This is a genomic window from Polaromonas sp. OV174 (genome assembly GCF_900112285.1).
GTDB lineage: Bacteria > Pseudomonadota > Gammaproteobacteria > Burkholderiales > Burkholderiaceae_C > Polaromonas.
Map to the genome: position 1 here is coordinate 37,332 of NZ_FOKZ01000014.1, position 25,136 is coordinate 62,467.

The window sequence follows — 25,136 nt, forward strand, 5'->3', positions numbered from 1 at the left end:
ACCGGAGGTCAGCATGCTCCAACAAGTCATTGACAGGCGCTTGTCGGGCAAGAACAAGTCGATAGGCAACCGTGAGCGATTTCTGCGTCGCTACCGGGAGCAGATTCGGGACGCGGTGCGCCGGGCCGTTGCGGGTCGCAGCATTCACGATATCGAGCAGGGCGAGGACATCACCTTGCCCAGGCGCGATGTGTCCGAGCCGGTGTTTGGTCACGGCACCGGCGGCACCCAGGAGCGGGTTCATCCCGGCAACCAGGATTACGTGCGTGGCGACCATATCGCCCGGCCGCAAAGCGGCGGAGCGGGCGGTCAAGGCCCCGGTGCCAGCCCGGATGGCATCAGCGAAGACGATTTTGTTTTTCGCATCACGCGCGAAGAGTTCATGCAGTATTTCTTCGACGATCTGGCACTGCCGCACTTGGTGCGCACGCAGCTCTTGCCCGATGCGCCGGAATGGAAATCGCAGCGCGCCGGCTTTGTATCCGAGGGGACGCCGACCAACTTGCATGTGGTGCGCTCTATGCGCATGGCGCTCAGCCGGCGCATTGCCTTGGGCGGCGATGCCAGGCGTCAGCTGCGGGAGTTGCAAGCGCGCTTGTCCGAGATGCAGTGTGACGCGCATGCACCGCGTAGCGAAATCCTGGCGCTGAAAGCGCAGATTGAAGCCTTGCGGCGCCGGCTGATGAAAATCCCGTTTCTCGATCCCTTCGATCTGCGTTACCGCAACCGGGTCTTGGTACCTGTGCCGGCGACCCGGGCCGTGATGTTTTGTCTGATGGATGTGTCGGGGTCCATGGATGAGACGCGCAAGGACATGGCCAAACGCTTTTTCATCCTGCTCTACCTGTTCCTGATGCGGCATTATCAGAAGACGGATGTGGTTTTTATTCGCCATCACACCCAGGCCACCGAGGTCTCGGAAGAGGATTTTTTCCAATCAACGGAGAGCGGCGGCACCGTGGTTTCCAGCGCCCTGACCTTGATGCACCAGATCATCCAGGCGCGCTACTCGCCGAGCGAATGGAACATATATGGCGCCCAGGCTTCCGACGGCGACAACTGGCATCAGGATTCGGCCAAATGCCGGGAATTGCTGGTTGAAAAGCTGCTGCCGGCATGTCGTTACTTTGCTTACATTCAGGTGGCCGAAGAGAACCAGAATCTGTGGGAAGAGTACAGCCTGGTGCGCGAAGATCACCCCAACTTCGCGATGCAAAAGATCGCCGATGCGTCGGGGATTTATCCGGTGTTCCGTGAGCTGTTCAAGAAAGGAAACCCGGCATGAGCACGATTTTGCGAGCTGAAGGTGCTGGTGAATCGGGGGCCTTGCCGCCGAAGAAGGCTGGGCGGCAGCGCGCGGCACTGCCTTGTCCCTCCGACTGGTCCTTTGAGTTGATAGAGCTCTATCACCACGAAATCGAACGCACCGCCAAGCGCTTTGGGCTGGATACCTACCCGGTGCAGCTGGAGGTGATTACCGCCGGTCAGATGATTGACGCCTACGCGTCTGTGGGTATGCCGGTGAACTACCGGCACTGGTCCTTTGGCAAGCAGTACATCGCCACCGAAAAAAGCTACCGCCGTGGCCATATGGGATTGGCTTATGAGATCGTCATCAATTCCAATCCCTGCATTGCCTATCTGATGGAAGAAAACACCATGCCCATGCAGGCGCTGGTGATGGCTCACGCCTGCTATGGCCACAATTCCTTTTTCAAGGGCAACTACCTGTTCCGGATGTGGACCGATGCGAGTTCCATCATCGACTACCTGGTCTATGCCCGGGCCTATGTCGCCGAGTGCGAGGAGCGTCATGGGCTGGATGCGGTCGAAGAGTTGCTGGACAGCTGCCATGTCCTGATGAGCCACGGCGTCGATCGCTATCAGCGCACGCAGAAGCTGTCGCTGGCCGAGGAAGAGGCGCGCCGCAAGGATCGTGAAGCCTATTTGCAGCAGCAGGTCAATGACTTGTGGCGTACGCTGCCCAAGGCAGCGGACAAGCCGGTGGAAAAAGTCAACCGCCGTTTCCCGGCGGAACCGCAGGAAAACATTCTGTACTTCATCGAGAAAAACGCGCCCTTGCTCGAGCCCTGGCAGCGCGAGGTGATACGCATAGTGCGCAAGATCGCCCAGTACTTCTATCCGCAGCGCCAGACCCAGATCATGAACGAAGGCTGGGCCACGTTCTGGCACTACACCCTGCTGAACGCCATGTACGACGAAGGCCTGCTTAGCGATGGCTTCATGATCGAGTGCCTGCGCTCACATACCAATGTGATTTATCAGCCGCCGGTAACCCATCCGGCCTATAGCGGCATCAACCCCTATGCGCTGGGGTTTGCCATGTTTCGTGACTTGCGACGGATTTGCGAAACGCCGACCGCCGAGGATAGGCAATGGTTTCCGGATATGGCGGGCTCGGACTGGCGCATGACGCTTGACCATGCCATGCGAAATTTTCGCGATGAGAGCTTTGTCGGGCAATACCTGTCGCCCAAGCTGATGCGCGAATTTCGCCTGTTTACCATCGTTGACGATGCAGCCGAACTCGAGCTTGAGGTGTCTGCCATCCATGACGATTCCGGCTACCGCCACGTGCGCGAGGCGCTAGCGCGGCAGAACGACCTGAGCTATCGCGAGCCCAACATCCAGGTCTGGAACGTCGACATTCGTGGTGATCGTTCGCTGACGCTGCGTCATACCCAGCACAACAACCGGCCGCTCAACGACGACGTCCAGGAAATCCTCAAGCACGTGGGGCGCTTGTGGGGATTTCTGGTCCGGCTCGAAAGCGTTGACCGGCATGGCAAGGTGACCAGGCATTGGGAAGTTATGCCATCTGCACCTCCCGCCTCGGGCGAGTGAAGTTTGATGTGAAGCGGCAAAGGACTGCTCGAAAAGGCCTTTGCATGAAAAATCATGTCAGAACGTGTTTGCAATCTCTATGGGGCCGCGTTGGGGTGCAATCGGGATGAGTGGGCCGCCCGGCACCGCCGCATGGGCTGGTGCCCATGCAAGGGGTTGGGTGGCTCAATCGCCCGATTTCACCGCCAACCCACAGGGCAAGTGCCTTTTCGGGCGGTCTGCGGCGTTGCGATGCTTGCCATAGCCGGGCTATGGGCGGCGCACCGCGCCTTGCACCCCATCCCGAAAAGTCACTTGCGCGACCCCGTAGAGATTGCAAACACGTTCTAAGATCCCGGGCATGGATCTCTCCTCAATGGCCGGATACGGTCTTCTCAGGCTTGGCGGTGGGTATTTATGAACCCACGCTGGTTATCTGTTGCGCTCGCCGAAGTCGGGGTTGCTCAATACCCGCTTGGGCAAAGCAATGCGCGCATTACCGAATACCACGGCGGCACCAATCTTCGCGGCTATGACGACAAGGTGGCTTGGTGCTCATCTTTCGCCAACTGGTGTCTGGCTCAGGTGGGCATAGTGGGGACCGGATCGGCGCTGGCTCGCTCCTGGCTTGAGTGGGGCAAAGCGCTGACCGAGCCGGTGCCGGGTTGCCTAGTGGTGCTTTATCGCGACGACCCCAACAGCTGGAAAGGCCATGTCGGTTTTTATTTGCGTGCCGACGCGCAATATATCTACCTGCTAGGCGGCAATCAGCTGGAGCAGGTGCGCGAGCATTTTTACCCGCTGGAGTGCGTGCTGGGCTATCGCTGGCCGCTAGCGGCGGCGCCAACGTCGCTCGCTTGAGTCGAGTGAATTAGCCGACTTGCCGCGCTCGCTATCAGGCCGCGGCTTCCAGCCCGTGACTGAAATGCTGGCGCATGCGCAGCGCCGTGGCATCGGCATCGCGCGCAGTCAGCGCGGCCATGATGGCGCGATGCTCTTGCAGGGATTCTTCAATCCGCCCCGACTTGAGTAGCGAGTTGTGGCGATTGAGCTTCATGACCTTGCGCAGGTCGGCCACCATCTGGTCGCGCCAGCGGTTGTTGGCGATTTCCAGCAGGCGCATGTGAAAGATTTCGTTGATCTCAAAAAAGCGTTCACGGTTGTCTGCCGCCTTTTCCAGCTCGTTGTGCAGACCTTGCAGTTCCTGCAGCTGGGATTCGGTGGCTTGGGCGGCCACCACCCCGGCGGCATCGCTTTCCAGAAGGGCCAGCAAATGGTAGACATCGGCCAGATCGCGTTCTGACACCTCGGTCACATAGGCGCCACGCCTTACTTTCATGGTGACCAGGCCCTCGGCCGCCAACACCTTCAGGGCTTCGCGCAGGGGCGTGCGGCTGATACCGTATTCCTCGGCCAGCTTGAGCTCGTCAATCCAGCTGCCGGGCGCCAACTCACGATTGAAAATGCGCTGGCGCAAAAGCTCGGCAACTTCTTCGTAAAGCGCTCGGGGAGTGAGGGAAACGGCGGTCATGGAGGGCTGGTATTTCCTGGTGTCTAGCAAGCTGTGGTTTAACCACGGGCCATGCCATTAGCGGGGGAGGCAAGGGCGAGTATGCTTGAAACTGAATTTTGCATCAATAATTATAAATGATGTAAACTTGCCGCCGATTCATGAATTCCTTGCATGCTGGCTGGGTGACGTATTCAATGTTGCCTGTCGCATGTTGATTTTGTTCAATGTAGAAACAGCCCATGTCCACGCGCAATACAGAACCTGAATTTCTCGCAGCCAGTCTTGATGACTGGGCCAAATCAGCGGCCAAATCAGCCCCGGGTGGTGATGTAAGCGCGCTGAACTGGCAAACGCCGGACGGCATCAGCGTCAAAGCGCTGTACACGGCTGATGACATCAAGGATTTGCCCCACACCAATACCTTGCCGGGTTTTGAGCCCTTTATTCGTGGCCCGCAAGCGACCATGTATGCCGTGCGCCCTTGGACGATTCGCCAGTACGCCGGTTTTTCTACCGCCGAAGAATCCAATGCTTTTTATCGCAAGGCGCTCGCCGCCGGCGGCCAGGGCGTGTCGGTGGCGTTTGACCTGGCTACCCACCGTGGTTACGACAGCGATCACCCGCGTGTGACTGGCGATGTCGGCAAAGCGGGTGTGGCGATCGATAGCGTCGAGGACATGAAAATCCTGTTCGACCAGATCCCGCTGGACTCTGTGTCAGTTTCCATGACCATGAACGGCGCGGTGCTGCCGGTGCTGGCAGGCTATGTGGTCGCGGCGGAAGAGCAGGGCGTGAGCCAGGACAAGCTAAGCGGAACCATCCAGAACGACATCCTCAAGGAGTTCATGGTTCGCAACACTTATATCTTCCCGCCCGAACCCAGCATACGCATCATCGGCGACATCATCGAGTACACGGCGCAGAACATGCCCAAGTTCAACTCGATCTCGATCTCCGGCTATCACATGCAGGAAGCCGGCGCCAATCAGGCGCTCGAATTGGCCTTCACCCTGGCCGACGGCAAGGAGTACGTCAAGACCGCCATAGGTAAGGGTCTGGATGTGGATGACTTTGCCGGCCGCCTGAGTTTCTTCTGGGCCATAGGCATGAACTTCTACCTGGAAGTGGCCAAGATGCGCGCCGCGCGCCTGCTCTGGTGCCGCATCATGAAGGGCTTCGACGCCAAAAAGCCCAAGAGCCTGATGCTGCGCACCCACTGCCAGACCAGTGGCTGGAGTCTGACCGAGCAAGACCCCTATAACAACGTGGTGCGCACCACCATAGAGGCCATGGCCGCGGTGTTTGGCGGCACGCAAAGCCTGCACACCAACAGCTTTGACGAAGCGATTGCGCTGCCCACAGAGTTCTCATCGCGCATCGCCCGCAACACCCAGCTCATCATCCAGGAAGAAACCCACATCACCAATGTGATAGATCCCTGGGCCGGCAGCTACATGATGGAAAAACTGACCCAGGACATGGCCGATGCCGCCTGGGCCATCATTGAAGAAGTCGAAGCCATGGGCGGTATGACCAAGGCCGTGGACAGTGGCTGGGCCAAGCTCAAGATTGAGGCGGCTGCGGCAGAAAAGCAGGCGCGCATAGACAGCGGCAAGGACGTCATCGTCGGCGTCAACAAGTACAAACTCAAAACCGAAGATGCGATCGAGTCGCGCGACATCGACAATGTCGCCGTGCGCGACGGGCAAATTGCGCGTTTGCATGAAATCAAGCGAAAACGCGATACAGCCCAGGTGGAGCGGGCGCTGGCTGCTATCACTTCTGCAGCAGAAAGCAACTCCGGCAATCTGCTGGATCTGGCCATCAAGGCGGTTCGTCTGCGCGCCACGGTGGGCGAGGTCAGCGATGCGCTGGAAAAAGTTTACGGGCGCCACCGCGCCGACACACAAAAGGTGACCGGTGTGTATGCCGCTGCTTATGACTCGGCCGAAGGCTGGGAAACCCTCAAGTCCGAGATCAACGCATTTGCCGAAGACCAAGGTCGCCGCCCGCGCGTGATGATTTCCAAGCTCGGCCAGGACGGCCATGACCGCGGCGCCAAGGTGGTGGCCACTGCCTTTGCCGATCTGGGCTTTGACGTGGACATGGGGCCGCTGTTCCAGACGCCCGAAGAATGCGCCCGTCAGGCGATTGAAAACGACGTGCATGCCGTGGGCGTCAGCACCTTGGCCGCCGGCCACAAGACGCTGGTGCCAGCCATCATCGCCGAGCTCAGGAAGCAGGGCGCGGACGACATCATCGTGTTTGTCGGCGGCGTGATTCCGCGCCAGGACTACGACATGCTTTACGAGGCGGGTGTCAAAGGCATTTACGGCCCGGGCACACCGATTCCGGCCAGTGCCAAGGACGTGCTGGAACAGATCAAAGCCGCCGTGCAGGCGTGACCGCAGCCATGCTTTTGCTCGCCCCCGTAGCCGTCGGCGATTTCGATGAGATGGCGGCCCTTCGCATTGAGGCCTTGCGCGAAAGCCTTGAGCGCCTGGGACGTTTTGACCCGGTTCGGGCGCGCGAACGTCTGGCTGCGGGCTTCGTGCCAGAGCATATGCGCCACATCATGGCCGATGGCCAGCGTGCGGGCTACATCACGCTGCGTCCGGCTTCTGGGCCTGAGCCGCGCGCCCGGCAGCTGGATCACCTGTACATTCGGCCCGATTTCCAGGGTGCCGGCATAGGCGCATGGGCGCTGGACTGGGCCAAGGAGCAGGCCAAGGCTCAAGACCTCGACATCACCTTGTCGGCCTTGAAACAAAGCGCCGCCAACCGCTTTTACTTGCGCCATGGATTTGTCCAGGTCGGCGAAAGCGAGTTCGATCTGGATTACCGCTGGTGCCCCGCGCGTGGAGTGCGGGCATGAGCGCGGGCGTGAGTGCCGTTGACGCGATTGTTCGCGGCGAAGCGCTGGTCCAGCGCCGCGCCATTGCCAAGGCCATCACGCTGCTCGAATCGACCCGCGCCGACCACCGCGCGCAGGGCGACGAGCTGCTCACCGCCTTGCTGCCCTACACCGGCAAGGCCTTTCGCCTGGGGCTGAGCGGCGTGCCCGGTGTCGGTAAATCCACCTTTGTCGAGGTGCTGGGCCTGTATCTGATTGCCCAGGGTCACCGCGTGGCCGTGCTGACGATCGACCCTTCTTCCACCGTCTCCGGCGGCTCCATCCTGGGCGACAAGACCCGCATGGAGCATCTGTCGGTGCACGAGCGCGCCTACATCCGCCCCAGCCCGTCCAGCGGCACGCTGGGCGGCGTCGCCGAAAAAACCCGCGAAGCCATGCTGGTCTGCGAGGCTGCGGGTTACGACGTGGTGATCGTCGAAACCGTGGGCGTGGGCCAGTCTGAGACCGCCGTGGCCAATATGACCGACATGTTCGTCGTGATGCAGCTGCCTAATGCCGGCGACGATTTGCAGGCGATTAAAAAAGGCGTGATGGAGCTGGCCGATCTGGTCGTCATTAACAAGGCCGATATCGACGCCGATGCCGCCATGCGCGCCGAGGCGCAAATCCAGTCGGCCATGCGCCTGTTTGGCCTGGTCAACAACGCCATGGGAAGCGCACAGGCTGCCGACTTCGACAAGCAATGGCATCCCAAGGTGCTGCAACTCAGTGCCCTGCATAACAAGGGGGTGGATGCCTTTTGGGCGGCGGTGACGCAGTTCAGGAGCCTGCAAAGCGCCAACGGCAAGCTGGCCAGCAGGCGCCAGCACCAGTCGCTGGCCTGGATGTGGGAGCGCATAGACGCCGGGCTCAAGCATGCCTTCAGGCACGATCAGGCGGTCAGCGCCTTGTTGCCAACGCTGCAGGCGCAGGTCGAGAGCGGCCATCTTCCTGCCTCGACTGCAGCAAGAAATCTGCTTGCAGCCCAATCAGGTCGGGCGCAAGTAGCTATCAAATAAGTAGTGTATTGAAAGAAGACAGAAAGCAAATCATGCAAGAAATTCTTGAACAACTTGAACAAAAACGCGCCGCAGCTCGCTTGGGTGGTGGTCAAAAGCGCATAGACGCGCAGCACGGCAAGGGCAAGCTGACGGCGCGCGAGCGACTGGAGCTGCTGCTCGACGAAGGCACGTTTGAAGAGTGGGACATGTTTGTCGAGCACCGCTGCACCGACTTCGGCATGCAGGACAACAAGATTCCGGGCGACGGCGTGGTCACCGGTTACGGCATGATCAACGGCCGCCTGGTGTTTGTCTTCAGCCAGGACTTCACGGTGTTTGGCGGCGCGCTCAGCGAAGCCCATGCCGAAAAAATCTGCAAGGTGATGGACCAGGCCATGAAAGTAGGCGCGCCTGTGATTGGTTTGAACGACTCGGGCGGTGCCCGCATCCAGGAGGGTGTGGCGTCGCTGGGCGGTTACGCCGATGTGTTCCAGCGCAACGTGATGGCCAGCGGCGTGATTCCGCAGATCAGCATGATCATGGGCCCCAGCGCCGGCGGCGCGGTGTATTCGCCGGCCATGACCGACTTCATCTTCATGGTGAAAGACAGCTCCTACATGTTCGTCACCGGCCCCGAAGTGGTCAAGACCGTCACGCATGAGGAAGTCAGTGCGGAGGAACTGGGCGGCGCCATCACCCACACCACCAAGAGCGGCGTCGCCGACCTGGCCTTCGAGAACGATGTCGAAGCGCTCTTGATGCTGCGCCGGCTTTACAACTACCTGCCGCTGAACAACCGCGAAAAAGCCCCGGTGCGCCCCAGCGCCGATCCGGCCGGCCGCATGGACCTGAGCCTGGACACGCTGGTGCCCGAGAACCCGAACAAGCCCTACGACATGAAGGAGCTCATCGTCAAGACGGTGGACGATGGCGATTTTTTCGAGATCCAGCCCGAGTACGCCAAAAACATCGTCATCGGTTTTGCCCGCATGGAAGGGCAGTCGGTCGGCATCGTCGCCAACCAGCCGCTGGTGCTGGCCGGCTGCCTGGATATCAAGAGTTCCATCAAGGCCGCCCGTTTTGTGCGCTTTTGCGATGCCTTCAATATTCCGGTCATCACCTTTGTCGACGTGCCCGGCTTCATGCCCGGCACCAGCCAGGAATACGGTGGCATCATCAAACACGGCGCCAAGCTGCTCTACGCCTACGCCGAATGCACGGTGCCGAAAATCACCGTCATCACGCGCAAGGCCTATGGCGGCGCCTACGACGTGATGGCCTCCAAGCATTTGCGCGGCGACGTCAACTTTGCCTGGCCCAATGCCGAGATCGCGGTGATGGGCGCCAAGGGCGCGGTGGAAATCATCTTCCGTGAAGACAAGGGCGACCCGGCCAAGCTGGCCGCCAAAGAGGCCGAATACAAGGCGCGTTTTGCCAACCCCTTTGTGGCCGGCGCCCGTGGCTTTATCGACGACGTGATCCTGCCGCATGAAACCCGAAAACGCATTTGCCGCTCGCTGGTGATGCTGAAAGATAAGAAGCTTGAAAATCCGTGGCGCAAGCACGGCAACATTCCACTGTAAGCGCCCGAGGAAAGAACCATGTTTACCAAAATTCTCATTGCAAACCGGGGCGAGATCGCCTGCCGCGTCATCCTGACGGCCCGCAAGATGGGCATCAAGACCGTGGCCGTTTATTCGGATGCCGACAAGGACGCCCGCCATGTGGAGCTGGCCGACGAGGCCGTCAACATCGGCCCCGCGCCCAGCCGTGATAGTTATTTGCAGGCCGACAAGATCATTGCCGCCTGCAAGCAGACCGGCGCCCAGGCGGTGCACCCCGGTTATGGCTTTCTGAGCGAAAACGCCGGCTTTGCCAAACGGGTCGAAGAAGAGGGCATCATTTTTATTGGCCCCAAGCATTATTCGATTGCCGCCATGGGCGACAAGATCGAATCCAAGAAGCTGGCCGGCGCCGCAGGCGTCAACTGCATTCCCGGCGTCAATGATGCGATCGAAACGGCAGAAAAGGCCGTCGAGATCGCCAAGGGCATTGGCTATCCTGTGATGATCAAGGCCAGCGCTGGCGGCGGCGGCAAGGGTTTGCGCGTCGCCTTTAACGACAAGGAAGCGCTGGAAGGCTTTACCAGCTGCCGCAACGAAGCGCGCAACAGCTTTGGCGACGACCGTGTCTTCATCGAAAAATTTGTCGAGGAGCCGCGCCACATTGAAATCCAGCTGCTGGGTGACAGCCACGGCAACGTGATTTACCTGAACGAGCGCGAATGCTCTATCCAGCGCCGCCACCAGAAGGTGATTGAAGAGGCGCCATCGCCCTTTATCAGCGAGGCCACGCGCAAGGCCATGGGCGAGCAGGCCGTGGCCCTGGCCAAGGCGGTGAAATACCAGAGCGCCGGCACGGTGGAGTTTGTGGTCGGCAAGGACCAGAGCTTTTACTTTCTGGAGATGAACACCCGCCTGCAGGTGGAGCACCCGGTGACCGAATGCATCACCGGCCTGGACCTGGTGGAGCTGATGATCCGCGTGGCGGCAGGCGAGAAGCTGCCGCTCACGCAGGCCGAAGTGAAGCGCGATGGCTGGGCCATCGAATGCCGCATCAATGCCGAAGACCCATTCCGCAGCTTTCTGCCCAGCACGGGCCGGCTGGTGCGCTTTCAGCCGCCCAAGGAAACCATGTTCGCGGCCGACATGTCGCAGACCCATGGCGTGCGCGTGGATACCGGCGTGCAGGACGGCGGCGAGATTCCTATGTTTTATGACTCGATGATCGCCAAGCTCATCGTGCATGGCAAAGACCGCCAGGATGCGATTGCCAAGATGCGCGCGGCGCTCAATGCCTTTGTGATTCGCGGCATCAGCAGCAACATCCCGTTTCAGGCGGCGCTGCTGGCCCATCCCAAGTTTGTGGCGGGTGACTTCAACACCGGCTTTATTGCAGAAAACTACAGCAAGGGTTTTCACGCTGAAGACGTGCCGCACGACGATCCGAACTTTCTGCTGGCGCTGGCGGCCTATGTGAACCGCCGCCTGCTGGGCCGTGCCGCGGGCATCAGCGGCCAGCTGCCCGGTCACGGCGTGACGGTGAGCGAACAATTTGTGGTGATCGGTCTGGGGGCGGACGGGGAAAACTCGCCGCAGCCGGTGCTGGTTCGAGATTTTCAAGCGGAATCGGGCTCTAGCGCAGTAGAGACGGGCGGTAAGTGCTATGAAATTTGTAGTAATTGGCATTTGGGCGGAGCCCGCATTCGTGGCACCGTGAACGGCCAGCCCTTTGCCGCCCAGGTCGAGCGCGGCGTCGGCCGCAACCCGCTGGCGATTCGTATCGCCCACAACGGCACCCGGCTCGATGCGCTGGTGCTGTCGCCGCGCGCGGCCGAGCTGCATGCCCTGATGCCCTTCAAGGCCGCGCCCGACATGAGCCGCTATGTGCTGTCGCCCATGCCCGGCCTGTTGGTGGAAGTCGCCGTGCAAGTGGGGCAAAAAGTCCAGGCCGGTGAACGCGTGGCGGTGATCGAGGCCATGAAGATGGAAAACGTGCTGTTTGCCGTGGCCGACGGGGTGGTCGGCAAGGTGCTGGCCGCCAAGGGTGAGTCGCTGACGGTGGATCAGCCGATTGTGGAGTTTGTGTGATGGCCCGAACGGGCCGAATGGTCATCTGCGCTTGATGGGCGCACTTGTCGAACCAGCCCGCCCGCGCACCCGCAGGCGGGCTTTTTACCTGGGCTGCGCCTGGGCCCCATGCCTTGGTGCGCGCTGTGAGTGAGCATGAAAATTGATACGACCACCGTCCAGTTGGTGCTGGCCATTGCCGAAGAGGGCAGTATTTCCCGCGCCGCCGACAAGCTCAACCTGGCCGTTGCGGCGGCCTCCAAACGGGTGACGGATCTGGAGCAGCAACTGGGCACCAAGCTGTTCAAGCGCCAGCCGCACGGCGTCAAGGTCACGGAATCTGGCGCCAAGCTGCTGGCGCATATCAAGCAGATCGATAACCTCATAGGCCGGCTGGAAGGCGATGCGCAGGCCCTGAGCCATGGCCGCGACGGGCGCATCATCATTGGCGCGCCCAAGGCGGTGATCATCCAGTCGCTGGCCAAGGACATTTCCCGAGTTCAGGAAAAGTACCCCCAGATCACTTTGAAAATCCTGGAAGAAAACAGCCAGGTCATCCAGCAGTTGCTGCGCGACAAAGTGATTGATGTGGGCATTTACGAGAAAACCAGCGGTTTTCTGGACCTGGAGAAATTTGACTATCAGCACGACAGCCTGGTGCTGGTCTATAGCCGTCACCATTTTCAGTTTCCGACCGAGCCCGTGGGCATTGACGACATTCTGAACACCCCGGTTGTGAGTCTGGGCAAAGGGTCGGCCATTTTGTCGGCCGTGCAAAGGGCGCACAAAAGCCGTGGCCGGGTGTTTCGCAACAACTTCACCGTCAGCGGCTTCGACACCATGCTGGCCCTGGTGCGCCATGGCCTAGGCATAGGCCTGATGCCTCCTGAAATTCTGCGCGGCTTTCACCCCGAAGCGGCGCTGGGCTGGGCAGACATCGAGGGGGACTGGCACCAGCGTTCCTACGTGTTGTCCTTTGTCGAAGGCCAGGCGCAGGAACAAACCCTGCGCAATGTGGTGGCCCAACTGCTGGGTACAAAAAGCCAATCCTGAATCATCAGGTTTCGCGAATTAAGAAGCCAGGCATGTGTTTCGCATGCTTGCGGCTACTCCAGCCGTGGGCGACAGTCGTGGCATAACCACCATGCAGGAGACTCAATGAAACGTCGTGACTTTATTGCCGGCAGTGCCGCCGTGCTGGCCGCACCCTGGGCCGTGGGCGCTGATCTGCCCAAAGGCCCCATCAAGATTCTGGTCGGCTGGGCGCCCGGCGGCGGCACCGATGTGTTTGCGCGCATCGTGGGCCAGAAGCTTTCCGAATTGTGGGGCCGCCCCGTCATCGTCGAGAACAAGCCTGGCGCCACCGGCGTGCTGGCAGCGGATTATTTTGCCAAGACCAAGTTCACCGACGGCATCACCTTGCTGATGGCCCATGTGAACACCCATGGCATTGCGCCACATATTTTCAAAAGCATCTCCTACGATCCGCTCAAGGATTTTTCGCCCATTGCCCTGATTGGTGCGACGCCGCATATCCTGGTGACCAGTGCCAAAAACCAATACGCCTCGATCAAAGAAGTGGTGGAGTTGTGCAAGAAAAACCCGGGAAAAATCAGCTTCGGTTCGTCGGGCACCGGTTCGGTACAGCATTTGGCGGCCGAGATGTTCAACATGGCCGCCGGGGTGAAAAGCATCCACGTTCCTTACAAGGGATCCGGCCCCATGCAGACCGACCTGATCGGCGGGCAGATCGATTTCAGTTTCGACACCATGACGGCCGCGACCGCGATGGTCAAGGCCAAGAAGTTGACGGGTGTTGCGCAAACCCGCGTCAAGCGGGCCAAGGGCTTTCCGGACATGCTGACCATGGATGAGCAAGGCTTCAAGGGCTTTGATGTCTCCAGCTGGTATGGCGTGGTGGGGCCCAAGGACATGTCCAAGGACGTGGCGCGCCAGATCAATGCCGACATCAACAAGGTGCTGCTCATGCCCGACGTGGTTTCGCGTTTTGACGGCTACGGCGTGGAAGACGGCGGTGGCTCGGTCGACAAGTTTGCTGCCTTCATGGCAACGGAATACAAAAAATGGGGTGAAGTGGTGCGTGCCGCCAAGATCACCGAGGAGAGCTGACATGAGCGCCACACCCATGCCTTTGCCACTGCAAGGAATTCGCGTGCTGGATGTCAGCCAGGTCATGGCCGGGCCTTTTGCCTGCATGTTGCTGGCCGATCTGGGGGCCGACGTGATCAAGGTGGAGCCGCCGGAAGGGGACCAGACGCGCGGCGCCATGGGCTTCAAGATGAAGGGCCCGGACAGCATGGGCTTCCTCAACATGAACCGCAACAAGCGTTCGCTGACGCTCGATCTGAAAACGGAAGAAGGCAAACAGGTTTTCTACGAGCTGGCCAAGACCGCGGATGTGATCGTCGAGAACTACCGCCCCGGCGTGGTTCAGCGTCTGGCCATCGACTACGAAACCATCAAGAAGATCAACCCCAAAATCGTCTACGCCAGCATTTCTGGTTTTGGGCAAAGCGGGCCCTGGGCCAGCCGCCCCGGCTTTGACCTGATGGCGCAGGCCATGTCCGGAGTAATGAGCGTGACCGGCTACAAGGGCGAAAAACCCGTCAAGGCCGGTGTGCCGGTGGCCGACATTGGCTGCGCGCTGTTCGCCACCTATGGTTTGCTGGCCGCCTACATAGGCGCGCAGAAAACCGGCCAGGGCCAGCACATTGACGCTTCCCTGTTTGACTCGGCCATGGCATTTTCCGTGTGGGACATGTCCGAATACTGGGGCACGGGCGTGCCGCCGGCACCGCTGGGCACCAGCAACAAGATGAGCGCGCCTTATCAGGCTGTGAAGGCGCGTGACGGCCATTTCGTCATGGGCGCGACCAATCAGAAGCTCTGGGCCAAGCTGTGCGCCTTGCTGGAACGGCCAGACCTGCTCAAACACCCCAGCTACGAAACGGTGTCGCTGCGTCTGAAAAACCGCGAAGCGCTCATTGATGAGATCGAGCTGGAGTTTGCCAAAAAAGACAGCGCCGACTGGGTGGACACCATGCTGGAGGCTGGCATTCCCGCCGGCCCCATTCTGAGTTACCCCGAGGCTTTCGAAGGCGAACATGGCACGCACAGACGCATGTGCATGGAGATTGACCACCCGATCGAAGGCAAGGTGAAAAACATCGGCTTTCCGGTCAAGATGCTGGGCACGCCCCAGCAGGTGCGGCGCCATCCGCCCTTGCTGGGTGAACACACCGAGGAAATCCTGGCCGAGCTGGAGGCGCTGAAGGTATGAGCGATCTCGTGCGCCTGTCGGTCACCGAAGGCATTGCCCAGATACTGATCCAGCGGCCCGAGCGCCACAACGCCATGACGCAGGCGATGTACGAGCGGCTGCTGCAGTTGCTGGATGAATGCAATGCCAACGTCGAGGTCCAGGCCATGGTTTTTCGGGGCGCGGGCGGACGCTCGTTCATCTCGGGCACCGACATCCAGCATTTCGCGCAGTTCAGCCAGGGCAGCGAAGGCGTGCAGTACGAAGCCTTTGTGGAAACGGTGATTGACGCAATCGAACGGGTGCGTGTGCCCACCATTGCCGCCATCGATGGCTGGGCCGTGGGCGGCGGCCTAGCGATTGCCACTGCCTGCGACTTCCGGGTGTGCAGCCACGGCGCCCGTTTTGGCGCACCGATTGCCAAGACCTTGTCGAACACCCTGTCGTCCAGAAACATTGCCCGGCTAATGGCGGCCTTCGGCGCGCCCCGGGTCAAACGGATGTTGATGCTGGCCGAGTACCTGGACGTGTCGGAGGCGACGAGCTGCGGCTTTGTCTACAGCGCCTGCGCGCCGGAGGAGCAGGAGGCCACGGCCCACGGCCTGGCGCTGAAGCTGGCGGGTTTGTCCCGGGTCACGCAACACGCCGTCAAGGAGAGCATGCGTCGCATCGTGGTGGACCAGAGCCTGGCCGATCAGGACTTGGTTGAAGCGGTGTACGGCAGCGCGGCCTTCAAGGCCGGCGTCGCCTCGTTTCTCAAAACCTGATGCGCTGCTGCGCCTGGCAGTGTGGGGGAGGTGAGTGGCGCAAAGATTGGAAATCTGCGAGCCATGCCGCCCGGTGGCCGAAAGAAAAAAGCACAATAGAGGGCGTTATTGATGCAAAGAAAGCGATCCATTGTGAATAAAAATCGGCCATTCAAAGTGCTGGGCATACAGCAAATCGCCATAGGCGCACCGAGCAAAGACCGCTTGCGCACCCTCTGGGTCGACATGCTAGGCCTGGAAGTCACCGGCAACTTCGTCAGCGAGCGTGAGAACGTCGATGAAGACATCTGCGCCATAGGCAGCGGGCCGTTCAAGGTCGAAGTCGACCTGATGCAGCCGCTGGATATGGACAAAAAACCGGCCGTGCACACCACGCCGCTGAATCACGTCGGCCTGTGGATTGACGACCTGCCCAAGGCCGTTGAATGGCTGACCGCGCAGGGCGTGCGCTTTGCGCCTGGCGGTATCCGCAAGGGGGCCGCCGGCTTTGACATCTGCTTCATGCACCCCAAGTCCAGCGAGGAGTTTCCGATTTCCGGTGAGGGCGTGCTGATTGAAATGGTGCAGGCCCCGCCCGAGGTGGTCAAGGCTTTTGCCGCGCTCGCCGCCGGCTGAGCATCAGTTTTCTCGGCCTCAAGCCAAGGCTCAGACCGTGGGCTTGGGGGCGTTTTGCTGCAAGTAGTCGGTGAATGCCCGCAAGCCGCGTGTCAGATATTTGTCTTTGTGCAGCACCAGATGCAGCGGGCGCACCAGCGGCGGCAGACCTTCACGCAGCGCCACCAGGCTGCCGCGAGCCAGTTCCTCGCTCACCACGTGCAAAGACAGGCAGCTCACGCCAAAGCCGCTCATCACCGCGCGCTTGATGGCTTCGGCGTTACCCAGTTCCAGCGCAAAGCGCAACTGGCCCAGATGCGGCGCCAGGCGCTCTTCAATGATCTCGCGTGTGCCTGAGCCGGGCTCGCGCACCACCCAGTCGGCATCGCGCAGCGCGGCAGCGTTGGACGGCTGGCCTGCCAGCGGGTGGCTGGGACTGACCACCACCACCATCTGGTCATCGCCCCAATGCGTGGCAATCAGCTCATGGCCCTGGCAGTGGCCTTCCACCAGGCCGATGTCGGCCTCGAATTTCATGAGGGTTTGCAGCGTCTCGCGGGTGTTGCCAATGCGCATGTCCAGCGCGCAGGGGCCGCTTTGCGCGTGGCGAAAACCGGCCAGCAGGGCGGGCAGTATGTAGCTGCCTATGGTGTTGCTGGCCGCCACGCGCAGCTGCACGCCCAGGGGCTGCGGCAGGCGCTCCAGCTCATGGGCCTGGTCCAGCAGCGACAGGGCGCGTGGAAACAGCATGCGCCCGGTCTCATTGATCATCAGCCGCCGGCCCAGGCGGTCAAACAAGGGGCTGCCAAGCGCCTGCTCCAGATCGGCCAGCGCGCCACTGACGGCTGACTGCGACAGCGCCAGTTCATCGGCGGCGCCCACTGTCGTGCCGTGCTGTGCCACGGCGACAAAAACCGAGAGCTGACGCAGCGTGAGGCGCAGTGGCGGTGTTTTCATATCGTTAATACAGATAAGTAGTAGCCATATTACTGATTTTACTTATTTGCAGGCCGGAATTAATCTCGAACAGTCTTAACTCGGGTACTCGCATGTCTTCCTCATCCACCGCCAGCGCCGCCTCTTCTCATGCAGCCTCAGCCTTCAACCTATCTGCCATGAAAAACCTTCCTTGGTTGAGTTTTCTGCCCCTGGGCCTGGTGGCCGCGGTGGCGCTGTGGCTGTCGCGCACGCCGGCCTTGGCGGGCACAGGCCTGTCGGCGCTGACCTTGGCCATTGGCCTGGGCATGCTGGCCGGCAACCTGCTGCCTAAACACTGGCTGAAGCCTTTGGCACCCGGTGTTGGCTTGGCGCGTCAGCACTTTTTGCGGCTGGGTGTGGCCCTGTATGGTTTGCGCCTGACCTTTGGCGCGGTCATGGCGCTTGGTGTGGCGGGTGTGGCGGTGCCGCTGCTGATGCTGGCGGGGACGCTGCTGGTCGGTCTTTGGCTGGGCACCAAGGTGCTGGGCCTGAGCGGGCGCGAAGCCCTGGTGATCAGTGCCGGCAGTGCTGTTTGTGGCGCGGCGGCGGCGATTGCGGTGGCCTCGGTGGTGCGCAGCGATGAGCACGAAACCGCCGTGGCGGTGGCCACAGTGGTGGTATTTGGCACCCTGGGCATGTTTTTGTACCCGGCCCTGTATGAGCTGGCGCTGCAGCACTGGGCTGTCAATGCGCACCTGTTTGGCATTTTTACCGGCGCCACGCTGCATGAGGTGGCACAGGTGATTGCCGCCGGTCAGATGGTGAACCCGACCGTGGCCGATGCGGCGGTGGTGGCAAAGATGGTGCGCGTGCTGGCGCTGGCACCCTTGCTGCTGCTGATTGCCACTTTCCCGCAGCAAGACAATGAGGCTTCGGCCGATAAGCCAGCGGCAGGCAAGCCCTCCCTGATGAAGTCCGTGCCCTGGTTTGCACTGGGCTTTATCGTCGTCATGGCGATTCACTCGGCCGGTTGGGTGCCCGCCGACTGGAAGCCTGCCCTGATGACTTTTGATGACTGGCTGCTGGCTTGCGCCATGCTGGCGATCGGTTTGAACACGCGTCTGGGCGACCTGCTGCGCGCCGGTCGGCGCCCCATGATGCTGGCCGGCATGCTGTTTGTGTTTCTTATCAGCGTCGGCGCCTTGCTGTGCTGGGTGGTGGCCTGACGCAAAAACAAGCTTCGGTTATGGTGGGTACTCCTTAGCTATTAATGGAGTATCGAGACATGGATTTATCCCGCTTCCCGCGCCGCCGTTATACCCAGGGGCCCACCCCGCTAGAGTTTTTGCCGCGCTTTACCGAGGCCTTGCGGGCCTCCTGCCCGGCCGGTAGCGGTCCCAATGTCTGGATCAAGCGCGACGACATGCTGGGCCTGACGCCCGGCGGCAACAAAACGCGCAAGCTGGAGTTTTTGGTGGCCGATGCGTTGGCGCAAGGCGCCGATACGCTGATCACCTGCGGCGCGCCGCAGTCCAACCATTGCCGCGCCACGCTCTGCGCCGCCATTAAAGAGGGCATGAAATGCCGCTTCGTGATCGAGGAGCGCGTGCCCAAAAGCTACAAACCTGAGGCCAGCGGCAACAACTTCCTCTTTCGCCTGCTGGGCGTCGAGGCCATCACCGTGGTGCCGGCCGGCAGCAATATGTTGGAAGCCATGCAGCAGGTGGCCGCCGATCTGGCCAAAGAGGGGCGCAAAGGCTACATCGTGCCGGGCGGCGGCTCCAATGCGTTGGGCGGCCTGGGTTATGTGGCCTGCGCGCAAGAGCTGCAACAGCAGTTTTTTGAGCAGGGCGTGCAAATCGATCGCGTGGTGGTGGGCTCCGGCAGCTCGGGCACGCATGGCGGTCTGCTGGCGGGCTTCATGGGCAACCACATCAATATCCCCATCGTCGGCATAGGCGTGAGCCGCGACCCGGTGGACCAGAACCCTCTGGTCCACAAGGAGGCGCAAGCGGTGGTGGATTTGCTGGGCCTGGACATCACGATCCCGCGTGCCGCCGTGGTCAGCTATGGCGACTGGTGGCGGCCCAAGTACTCGGTGCCCAATGCGGCCATGGTGGAAGCGGTGCAAGTGCTGGCGCGCACCGAGGCGATTTTGCTGGACCCGGTTTATACCGGCAAGATCATGGCCGGCCTGATGGGGTTGGCGCGCAAGGGCTTTTTCCGTGCCGATGAAAACGTGCTCTTCATCCACACCGGTGGCGCGCCTTCGCTGCATGCCTACGAGGCGGAAGTACTGGGTTTGACCGAGCTGACAGCCTGAGTCGGAAAGAGGCGGCGGGCGTTGGCCCGCTGCCGGATCAGCCTTGCTGGCCGCGTTGCGCCCGAGCGCGCGCCAGGGCTGCTGCTATCACGGCCCGTTTTTTATCGATCACGGCCGGATCGGTGTGCTGGGTCTGGGCCGGCAGGTCGGCCAGCTTGGCCTCGGCCTTTTCTTCAAGCCTTTTAGCGGTTTCATCCTTGCTGCGCATGCGCTGAAGGCTATGAATTTCGTAGCGCGAGAGGGCCATCTGGGCTTCTGCGTCCGACCAGGCGCTCCAACCGGTGCGCGTGCCGCTGACGTTTTCCAGGCTGATGCAATCGACCGGGCAGACCGGCACACAGAGTTCGCAGCCGGTGCAATAGGGCTCTATCACGGTGTGCATCATCTTGTTGCTGCCCAGGATGGCGTCGGTGGGGCAGGCCTTGATGCACAGGGTGCAGCCTATGCACCAGGCCTCGTCGATGACGGCCACGGCACGCGGGCCTTCACTTCCGTTAGCGGGGTTGAGCGGCTGCACCGGCAGGCCGGTGATGGCGGCCAGGCGCTGCACGCCTTCTGCGCCGCCGGGCGGACACTGATTGATGTTGGCCTGGCCAGCGGCGATGGCTTGCGCGTAGGCCGCGCAGTCGGGGTAGCCACAACGCGTGCACTGGGTTTGCGGCAGCGCGGCGTTGATGCGCGCAAACAGCGCGGGCTCAAGAGGGGGGAGGTCGGCGGAAAGAGTCACCCGCCTATTGTCCCGCCTTTGCCACTCACCTGCGGCGGGAGGCCTTCTTGGCAAGCGTCTTTTTGACTGCCGGTTTGCGGGCCGGCGCGGCGTTAACTGCCGATGCCACTGGCTTGTGAACCGCTTTGGGCGCTGGGGCTTGGGCTTTCACCGGTGCTGGTGCCGATACGGTGACCGGTATGGTGACCGCTGCCGCGACTGGTGTGCTAACCACCTTGGTAACCGGTGCGGCTGCGCTGACCACCACAATAGGGCTTGGTTTTGCTATGGTTTCAATAGCTGCTTGCGCATGTTCTACGGGCGCTGGAAGCTGATTGTGCTCAAGAATAAAGCTTTTCACGGCGGGATAGGCAATCTCGCGCCAGCGGCGGCCGCTGAAGATGCCGTAATGGCCCGCGCCCTTGACTTCCAGATGTTTCTGGCGCGTCTTCGGGATGTTGTAGCAAAGGCCGTGGGCGGCTTCGGTCTGGCCAGAGCCGGAAATGTCGTCAAGCTCGCCTTCTATGGTGAAGTGGGCCGTGGTCTTGATGTCCTCGGGGCGCACGCGCTCCAGCTTGCCGTTGACGCCCATGACGTCCCAGTTGCCATTGACCAGCTTGAACTCCTGGAACACGGTCTTGATGGTGTCCAGGTAGTAGTCGGCGTCCATGTCCAGCACCGCGTTGTACTCGTCGTAAAACTTGCGGTGGGCCTCGGTGCTGGCGTCATCGCCCTTGATCAGGTCCTGGAAATAATCGTAGTGGCTGCTGGCATGGCGGTCCGGGTTCATGGCGACAAAGCCGCTGTGCTGCAAAAAGCCGGGGTAGACGCGGCGGCCGGCACCGGGGAAGTTGCTCGGTACGCGGTAAATCACATTGTTCTCGAACCACTCGTAGCTCTTGTTCATGGCCAGGTTGTTGACGGCGGTCGGCGACTTGCGCGCGTCAATCGGCCCGCCCATCATGGTCATGGACAGCGGCGTGGTTTCGCCGCGCGAGGCCATCAGCGAGACGGCGGCCAGCACCGGCACGGTGGGCTGACAGACGCTGATGACGTGGCAGTTGCCGTAAATGCCCTGCAGGTGGCGTATGAATTCCTGCACGTAGTTGACATAGTCGTCGAGGCCGAAGGCGCCGTCGGACAGCGGCACGGTGCGCGCGTTCTTCCAGTCGGTGATGTAGACCTTGTGGTCTTTCAAAATAGTCTTGACGGTGTCGCGCAGCAAGGTGGCGTAGTGGCCGGACAAGGGGGCAACAATGAGCACGGCCGGCTGGCCCTTGAGCTTGGTCAGCGTGGCTGGGTTGTCAGTAAAGCGCTTGAAGCGGCGCAGCTCGCAAAAGGGCTTGTTGATTTCTACCCGCTCATGAATGGCGACCTGGGTACCGTCCACATCCACGGTCTGAATATCAAAGGCCGGCTTTTCGTAATCCTTGCCCAGGCGGTAAATCAGGCTGTAGCCTGCGGCCACGCGCTGGGCCAGCGGGTTTTGTCCGAACGGCGAGGAGGGGTTGCCATAGAGCTTGGCAGCGGCCTGCGCAAAGTCAACAAAGGGCTCCATCCAGGTGCGCTGGGTTTCATAGATTTGATACAGCATGGAAGAACCCTTTTTATGAGTGAATCTCAGTTGAAATGAAATATGTTGCAGTGCAATATAACAGGCGCCGGTGGCCGCTGGTTAAGGATGAATCCTCATTTTTCGTGTTTTTTTCACGTTATGGCGTTCATCGTGTCCATGCTCGGCGCGTCCTGGTGGTCAGCCCGGATAAGGTTGACGGGACAGGCTATTATTTAAATTGACCCGTTGCCATCGCCACTGACAGGAAAACCATGCTCACCCCTACGCTAGACCTTGCGGCGCTTGACCGGCTCCCGGCACTGAAAAAATCCGATCGCATGCCGGTGCTGTTTCTCGGCCATGGCAGCCCCATGAACGCGATTGGCGACAACGAATACCGGCGCAGCTGGCAGGCGCTGGGCGCCGAGTTTGGCGCCAGCCAGCCCAGGCCGCAGCTGATTCTGTGTATTTCGGCCCACTGGCTGACCGAGGGCTGGTGGCTGACCGCCATGGACAGGCCCAAGACCATTCATGACTTTGGCGGTTTTCCGCAAGAGCTGTTTGACCAGCAATACCCCGCGCCGGGTGACGCGGCGGCGGCGCAGGCCATTAGCTTGCTGGTGCGGCAGCGGGCCTCGGCGCCGCTGGGCCTGGATCAGGGCGAGTGGGGCCTGGACCACGGCGCCTGGTCGGTGCTCAAGCCCATGTTTCCAGACGCCGACATCCCGGTGATCCAGCTCAGCATGGACTATGCAAGGGCGCCCGAAGATCATTACGCTTTAGCCAAGCAGCTCAAGGCCTTGCGCGACCGGGGCGTGCTGATTGTGGCCAGCGGCAACATCGTGCACAACCTGCGCCAGATGCAGCGCGGCGCCACCGGCAGCCAGGCTTACGACTGGGCGCTGGAGTTTGACCAGACCATGGGCGGCTATATCCAGCAGGGCAACCTGGACGCCTTGCAGAATTTCCTCAAGCTGGGGCAGGTGGCCAAAATGGCTCACCCCACGCATGAGCATTTTTTGCCCCTGCTGTACGCAGCGGGCGCGGTCGAGTCCCGCGAGCCCATGCGCTTTTTCAACACCAGCTTCCAGGCCGGCTCGATTTCCATGCGATCCGTGTTTTGGGGCTAGTCAAGACCAGAGGGTGATGAAAACGTCAGGCGCCGGCCAGGCTTGCGTTGGCCGGCGCTGCGATATAGCGTTCACTCCACATCGCAATCAGATTCGCCGCATAGATGGCATCGCTCTTGCGGCTCAGCAAGTGGTCGGCATTGTCCAGGGATATAAAACTTTTTGGATGTTTGGCCGCGCCGAAGATATGCGTAGCATTGACGATATCGACCGTGGTATCGCGCGGTGAATGCATCACCAGCAATGCCCGGCGAAGGTGGGCAATTTTGTCGGTCAGTCGGTGTTCGGCGGCATCTTCCAGGAATTGGCGCTTGATCCGGAACGCTCGCCCGGCCAGTTGTACTTCTGCTTCGCCTTCCTTTTCGATGGTGGCCAGGTGCTCCCGGAACAGCCCGGTGACATGCGACGGGTCGCTGGGTGCGCCTATCGTCACGACCGCGCGCACCTCCGGCATGTCGGCCGCTGCGGCAAGCACCGCCGCGCCACCCAGGCTATGGCCAATCAGCAGCGTCGGTGCCTGGTGGTTTGTCCGTAAATGATTCGCCGCGCCGACCAGATCGGCCAGGTTGGAGGAGAAATTGGTGTTCGCGAACTCTCCCTCGCTTGCACCCAGGCCGGTGAAATCAAAGCGCAAAACGGCTATGCCGTGTTCTGTCAGTGCTTGGGCGATTCGGCTGGCGGAAAAAATGTCCTTGCCGCAGGTAAAACAATGGGCAAACAAGGCAAAAGCGCCTACCGGGCCGTCCGGTAAATCCAGGCGCGCTGCCAGCTTTTGCCCGTCGGATCCGATAAATTCAGTGCGTTCAATTTTCATATCAACCACCTTGAAGTAAAAACTACCAATCGGGACGAAAAAATTGCCTGAATGACCGCTGGGGGCTGGCGCTGCTGTTTATCTGCCCGTACTTCAGAAATCAGGACTCAAGGGGGTAGCCTGCGGCCACCCAGGCATCGATGCCACCGGTCAAGGGGCGTACGTTTTTGTAGCCCAGTTTCATAAGCCGCTGGGCCACCCGTGCAGCGGAAGCTTCATTCGGACAGGCGCAATACACAATGACTTCGCTGTCAGCGGCCATCTCGAAAGCTGGGGGCGCCGGGTCCTCGACCGACATCGTCACAGCACCCGGAATACGACCTTCATCCTGGGCGAAGGGGGTGCGGACATCGATGATGGCGGGGGCCGCACCTTGTTGCAACAACTGGTGAAGTTCATCGACGGATATCCGTGCCATGAACAGCGATTTCAGAAAGCGGTCACGCTGCCACCATTTTCTTGCAATAAATGCAAGTAAAGCCACTGCGACCAACAACAAGCCCCATTTGCCAAGCTGAGCCAGTACATCCAGCAGCTCATCGATGGCCGTGCTGAAGAGTGAGCCCAGATAGATCGCTGATCCGGCCCACAGCGCGGCGCCCAGGCCGTCGAAGAAAATAAAACCCAGGCGCCTGGTGCCCAGCGCACCGGCCAGCGCGCTGGCAAGGGACGCAAAGCCGGGAATAAACTTCGCGACCAGCAGGGATGAAACACCCCAGCGCAGATAAACCGATTCAGTCTGCCTGACACAGGAGTCCGGCGACAGCGAAATGCGGCAGAGCCGGGCCATCACTTTGCGGCCATAACGTTTGCCGGCCAGATACCACGCATAGTCGGCGATCAAGGCCGACAGCACGGCGGTTAGCAGCAGCATGGCGGGCGAGTAGCTGCTGCGCGCCAGCAAGGCGCCGGTGATGACCAGGGTGGGGTAGGCCGGCAGGGGCAGACCTAATTGCTCAACGAGGACGTTGATAAAGACAACGGCGAGGCCGTAGCTATCAATGAGCTTTAAAAGAAAATCCATCGCAGTGCTCAATCGGCGGCGTGTTCGATCGCTTCATCAATGCTCATTCCAATAGAGGCAAGTAGAGATGATGGCCTCTTCTTCAAGCTTCGGATACCACCTTGGCAGCTTCAGGCCTGAGGTACAGGGGAAAGTCCAATCTAGG

General features: G+C 60.7%; 22 protein-coding genes. 16 read left to right on the forward strand and 6 right to left on the reverse strand.

Annotation, left to right across the window (positions count from 1 at the left end):
- Positions 1-13 precede the first annotated feature (13 nt).
- The 3 genes from BM160_RS13530 to BM160_RS13540 all read left to right on the forward strand — a co-directional run bounded on the left by BM160_RS13530 (position 14) and on the right by BM160_RS13540 (position 3,705).
- Positions 14-1,285: a YeaH/YhbH family protein gene (locus tag BM160_RS13530; protein ID WP_092006327.1), complete on the forward strand. Its 1,272-nt coding sequence runs from the start codon at positions 14-16 to the stop codon at positions 1,283-1,285.
- Positions 1,282-2,865, forward strand: a complete 1,584-nt coding sequence (locus BM160_RS13535; protein ID WP_092006330.1) for a SpoVR family protein — start codon at positions 1,282-1,284, stop codon at positions 2,863-2,865. The genes BM160_RS13530 and BM160_RS13535 overlap by 4 nt, the downstream gene beginning before the upstream one ends.
- A 396-nt stretch (positions 2,866-3,261) precedes the next feature.
- Positions 3,262-3,705 carry a TIGR02594 family protein gene (locus BM160_RS13540; protein ID WP_092006333.1) on the forward strand — a complete coding sequence of 148 codons (444 nt, stop codon included), beginning with the start codon at positions 3,262-3,264 and terminating at the stop codon, positions 3,703-3,705.
- A 34-nt stretch (positions 3,706-3,739) separates the two neighbouring features.
- Here BM160_RS13540 and BM160_RS13545 read toward each other — a convergent pair whose 3' ends face one another.
- On the reverse strand, positions 3,740-4,375 hold the full coding sequence (locus BM160_RS13545; RefSeq protein WP_092006335.1) for a GntR family transcriptional regulator: 636 nt from the start codon (positions 4,373-4,375) through the stop codon (positions 3,740-3,742).
- Positions 4,376-4,596: 221 nt separating this feature from the next.
- Here BM160_RS13545 and scpA point away from each other — a divergent pair, with 221 nt between their 5' ends.
- The 10 genes from scpA (at position 4,597) to BM160_RS13595 (ending at position 16,542) form a co-directional block, all read left to right on the forward strand.
- Complete coding sequence (scpA, locus tag BM160_RS13550; RefSeq protein ID WP_092006337.1) at positions 4,597-6,762, forward strand: methylmalonyl-CoA mutase; 2,166 nt, start codon at positions 4,597-4,599, stop codon at positions 6,760-6,762.
- A gap of 8 nt (positions 6,763-6,770) precedes the next feature.
- A complete protein-coding gene (locus BM160_RS13555) occupies positions 6,771-7,232 on the forward strand; it encodes a GNAT family N-acetyltransferase (RefSeq protein WP_255368884.1) in 462 nt (153 codons plus the stop codon).
- Between the two features lie 8 nt (positions 7,233-7,240).
- Complete coding sequence (meaB, locus tag BM160_RS13560; protein WP_369821790.1) at positions 7,241-8,269, forward strand: methylmalonyl Co-A mutase-associated GTPase MeaB; 1,029 nt, start codon at positions 7,241-7,243, stop codon at positions 8,267-8,269.
- A gap of 32 nt (positions 8,270-8,301) precedes the next feature.
- A complete protein-coding gene (locus tag BM160_RS13565) occupies positions 8,302-9,834 on the forward strand; it encodes an acyl-CoA carboxylase subunit beta (protein ID WP_092006575.1) in 1,533 nt (510 codons plus the stop codon).
- Positions 9,835-9,852: 18 nt separating this feature from the next.
- The gene (locus BM160_RS13570) at positions 9,853-11,901 is read left to right on the forward strand and encodes an acetyl-CoA carboxylase biotin carboxylase subunit (protein ID WP_092006342.1); all 2,049 of its coding nucleotides are present in this window, start codon (positions 9,853-9,855) and stop codon (positions 11,899-11,901) included.
- A gap of 135 nt (positions 11,902-12,036) precedes the next feature.
- A complete protein-coding gene (locus BM160_RS13575; RefSeq protein ID WP_092006345.1) occupies positions 12,037-12,933 on the forward strand; it encodes a LysR family transcriptional regulator in 897 nt (298 codons plus the stop codon).
- A 105-nt stretch (positions 12,934-13,038) separates the two neighbouring features.
- Positions 13,039-14,010, forward strand: a complete 972-nt coding sequence (locus BM160_RS13580) for a Bug family tripartite tricarboxylate transporter substrate binding protein (protein WP_092006348.1) — start codon at positions 13,039-13,041, stop codon at positions 14,008-14,010.
- 1 nt (position 14,011) lies between these two features.
- Positions 14,012-15,181 carry a CaiB/BaiF CoA transferase family protein gene (locus BM160_RS13585; RefSeq protein WP_092006351.1) on the forward strand — a complete coding sequence of 390 codons (1,170 nt, stop codon included), beginning with the start codon at positions 14,012-14,014 and terminating at the stop codon, positions 15,179-15,181.
- Positions 15,178-15,927 (forward strand): enoyl-CoA hydratase, encoded by a 750-nt coding sequence (locus tag BM160_RS13590; RefSeq protein ID WP_092006354.1) that lies wholly within the window; start codon positions 15,178-15,180, stop codon positions 15,925-15,927. The genes BM160_RS13585 and BM160_RS13590 overlap by 4 nt, the downstream gene beginning before the upstream one ends.
- 132 nt (positions 15,928-16,059) lie before the next feature.
- Entirely contained in the window at positions 16,060-16,542 is a 483-nt protein-coding gene (locus BM160_RS13595; RefSeq protein ID WP_255368885.1) for a VOC family protein, read from the forward strand.
- 30 nt (positions 16,543-16,572) lie between these two features.
- On the opposite strand, the gene BM160_RS13600 is transcribed toward BM160_RS13595, so the two are convergent.
- Entirely contained in the window at positions 16,573-17,478 is a 906-nt protein-coding gene (locus tag BM160_RS13600; protein ID WP_092006360.1) for a LysR family transcriptional regulator, read from the reverse strand.
- A gap of 158 nt (positions 17,479-17,636) precedes the next feature.
- On the opposite strand from BM160_RS13600, the gene BM160_RS13605 reads away from it, so the two are divergent.
- Together BM160_RS13605 and BM160_RS13610 are read left to right on the forward strand one after the other, a co-directional pair.
- Positions 17,637-18,665, forward strand: coding sequence for a YeiH family protein (locus tag BM160_RS13605; protein ID WP_255368886.1), 1,029 nt, complete (start codon positions 17,637-17,639; stop codon positions 18,663-18,665).
- Between the two features lie 59 nt (positions 18,666-18,724).
- Positions 18,725-19,762, forward strand: coding sequence for a D-cysteate sulfo-lyase (locus BM160_RS13610; RefSeq protein ID WP_092006366.1), 1,038 nt, complete (start codon positions 18,725-18,727; stop codon positions 19,760-19,762).
- Between the two features lie 37 nt (positions 19,763-19,799).
- Here BM160_RS13610 and rsxB read toward each other — a convergent pair whose 3' ends face one another.
- Entirely contained in the window at positions 19,800-20,489 is a 690-nt protein-coding gene (rsxB, locus tag BM160_RS13615) for an electron transport complex subunit RsxB (protein ID WP_092006369.1), read from the reverse strand.
- A 25-nt stretch (positions 20,490-20,514) separates the two neighbouring features.
- Positions 20,515-22,062, reverse strand: a complete 1,548-nt coding sequence (gene phaZ / locus BM160_RS13620; RefSeq protein ID WP_092006372.1) for a polyhydroxyalkanoate depolymerase — start codon at positions 22,060-22,062, stop codon at positions 20,515-20,517.
- A gap of 233 nt (positions 22,063-22,295) precedes the next feature.
- Here phaZ and ygiD point away from each other — a divergent pair, with 233 nt between their 5' ends.
- Positions 22,296-23,153, forward strand: coding sequence for a 4,5-DOPA-extradiol-dioxygenase (gene ygiD / locus BM160_RS13625; RefSeq protein WP_092006376.1), 858 nt, complete (start codon positions 22,296-22,298; stop codon positions 23,151-23,153).
- Positions 23,154-23,178: 25 nt separating this feature from the next.
- On the opposite strand, the gene BM160_RS13630 is transcribed toward ygiD, so the two are convergent.
- Positions 23,179-23,967 carry an alpha/beta hydrolase family protein gene (locus BM160_RS13630; protein ID WP_092006380.1) on the reverse strand — a complete coding sequence of 263 codons (789 nt, stop codon included), beginning with the start codon at positions 23,965-23,967 and terminating at the stop codon, positions 23,179-23,181.
- A 100-nt stretch (positions 23,968-24,067) separates the two neighbouring features.
- Positions 24,068-24,991 carry a DedA family protein/thiosulfate sulfurtransferase GlpE gene (locus BM160_RS13635; RefSeq protein WP_092006383.1) on the reverse strand — a complete coding sequence of 308 codons (924 nt, stop codon included), beginning with the start codon at positions 24,989-24,991 and terminating at the stop codon, positions 24,068-24,070.
- Positions 24,992-25,136: the final 145 nt, after the last annotated feature.

Bases quoted from the DNA above. Each gene is read 5' to 3' on its own strand.
- BM160_RS13530 (WP_092006327.1), top strand. From the start codon at position 14: ATGCTCCAACAAGTCATTGACAGGCGCTTGTCGGGCAAGAACAAGTCG.
- BM160_RS13535 (WP_092006330.1), top strand. From the start codon at position 1,282: ATGAGCACGATTTTGCGAGCTGAAGGTGCTGGTGAATCGGGGGCCTTG.
- BM160_RS13540 (WP_092006333.1), top strand. From the start codon at position 3,262: ATGAACCCACGCTGGTTATCTGTTGCGCTCGCCGAAGTCGGGGTTGCT.
- BM160_RS13545 (WP_092006335.1), bottom strand. From the start codon at position 4,375: ATGACCGCCGTTTCCCTCACTCCCCGAGCGCTTTACGAAGAAGTTGCC.
- scpA (WP_092006337.1), top strand. From the start codon at position 4,597: ATGTCCACGCGCAATACAGAACCTGAATTTCTCGCAGCCAGTCTTGAT.
- BM160_RS13555 (WP_255368884.1), top strand. From the start codon at position 6,771: ATGCTTTTGCTCGCCCCCGTAGCCGTCGGCGATTTCGATGAGATGGCG.
- BM160_RS13565 (WP_092006575.1), top strand. From the start codon at position 8,302: ATGCAAGAAATTCTTGAACAACTTGAACAAAAACGCGCCGCAGCTCGC.
- BM160_RS13570 (WP_092006342.1), top strand. From the start codon at position 9,853: ATGTTTACCAAAATTCTCATTGCAAACCGGGGCGAGATCGCCTGCCGC.
- BM160_RS13575 (WP_092006345.1), top strand. From the start codon at position 12,037: ATGAAAATTGATACGACCACCGTCCAGTTGGTGCTGGCCATTGCCGAA.
- BM160_RS13580 (WP_092006348.1), top strand. From the start codon at position 13,039: ATGAAACGTCGTGACTTTATTGCCGGCAGTGCCGCCGTGCTGGCCGCA.
- BM160_RS13585 (WP_092006351.1), top strand. From the start codon at position 14,012: ATGAGCGCCACACCCATGCCTTTGCCACTGCAAGGAATTCGCGTGCTG.
- BM160_RS13590 (WP_092006354.1), top strand. From the start codon at position 15,178: ATGAGCGATCTCGTGCGCCTGTCGGTCACCGAAGGCATTGCCCAGATA.
- BM160_RS13600 (WP_092006360.1), bottom strand. From the start codon at position 17,478: ATGAAAACACCGCCACTGCGCCTCACGCTGCGTCAGCTCTCGGTTTTT.
- BM160_RS13605 (WP_255368886.1), top strand. From the start codon at position 17,637: ATGAAAAACCTTCCTTGGTTGAGTTTTCTGCCCCTGGGCCTGGTGGCC.
- BM160_RS13610 (WP_092006366.1), top strand. From the start codon at position 18,725: ATGGATTTATCCCGCTTCCCGCGCCGCCGTTATACCCAGGGGCCCACC.
- phaZ (WP_092006372.1), bottom strand. From the start codon at position 22,062: ATGCTGTATCAAATCTATGAAACCCAGCGCACCTGGATGGAGCCCTTT.
- ygiD (WP_092006376.1), top strand. From the start codon at position 22,296: ATGCTCACCCCTACGCTAGACCTTGCGGCGCTTGACCGGCTCCCGGCA.
- BM160_RS13630 (WP_092006380.1), bottom strand. From the start codon at position 23,967: ATGAAAATTGAACGCACTGAATTTATCGGATCCGACGGGCAAAAGCTG.
- BM160_RS13635 (WP_092006383.1), bottom strand. From the start codon at position 24,991: ATGGATTTTCTTTTAAAGCTCATTGATAGCTACGGCCTCGCCGTTGTC.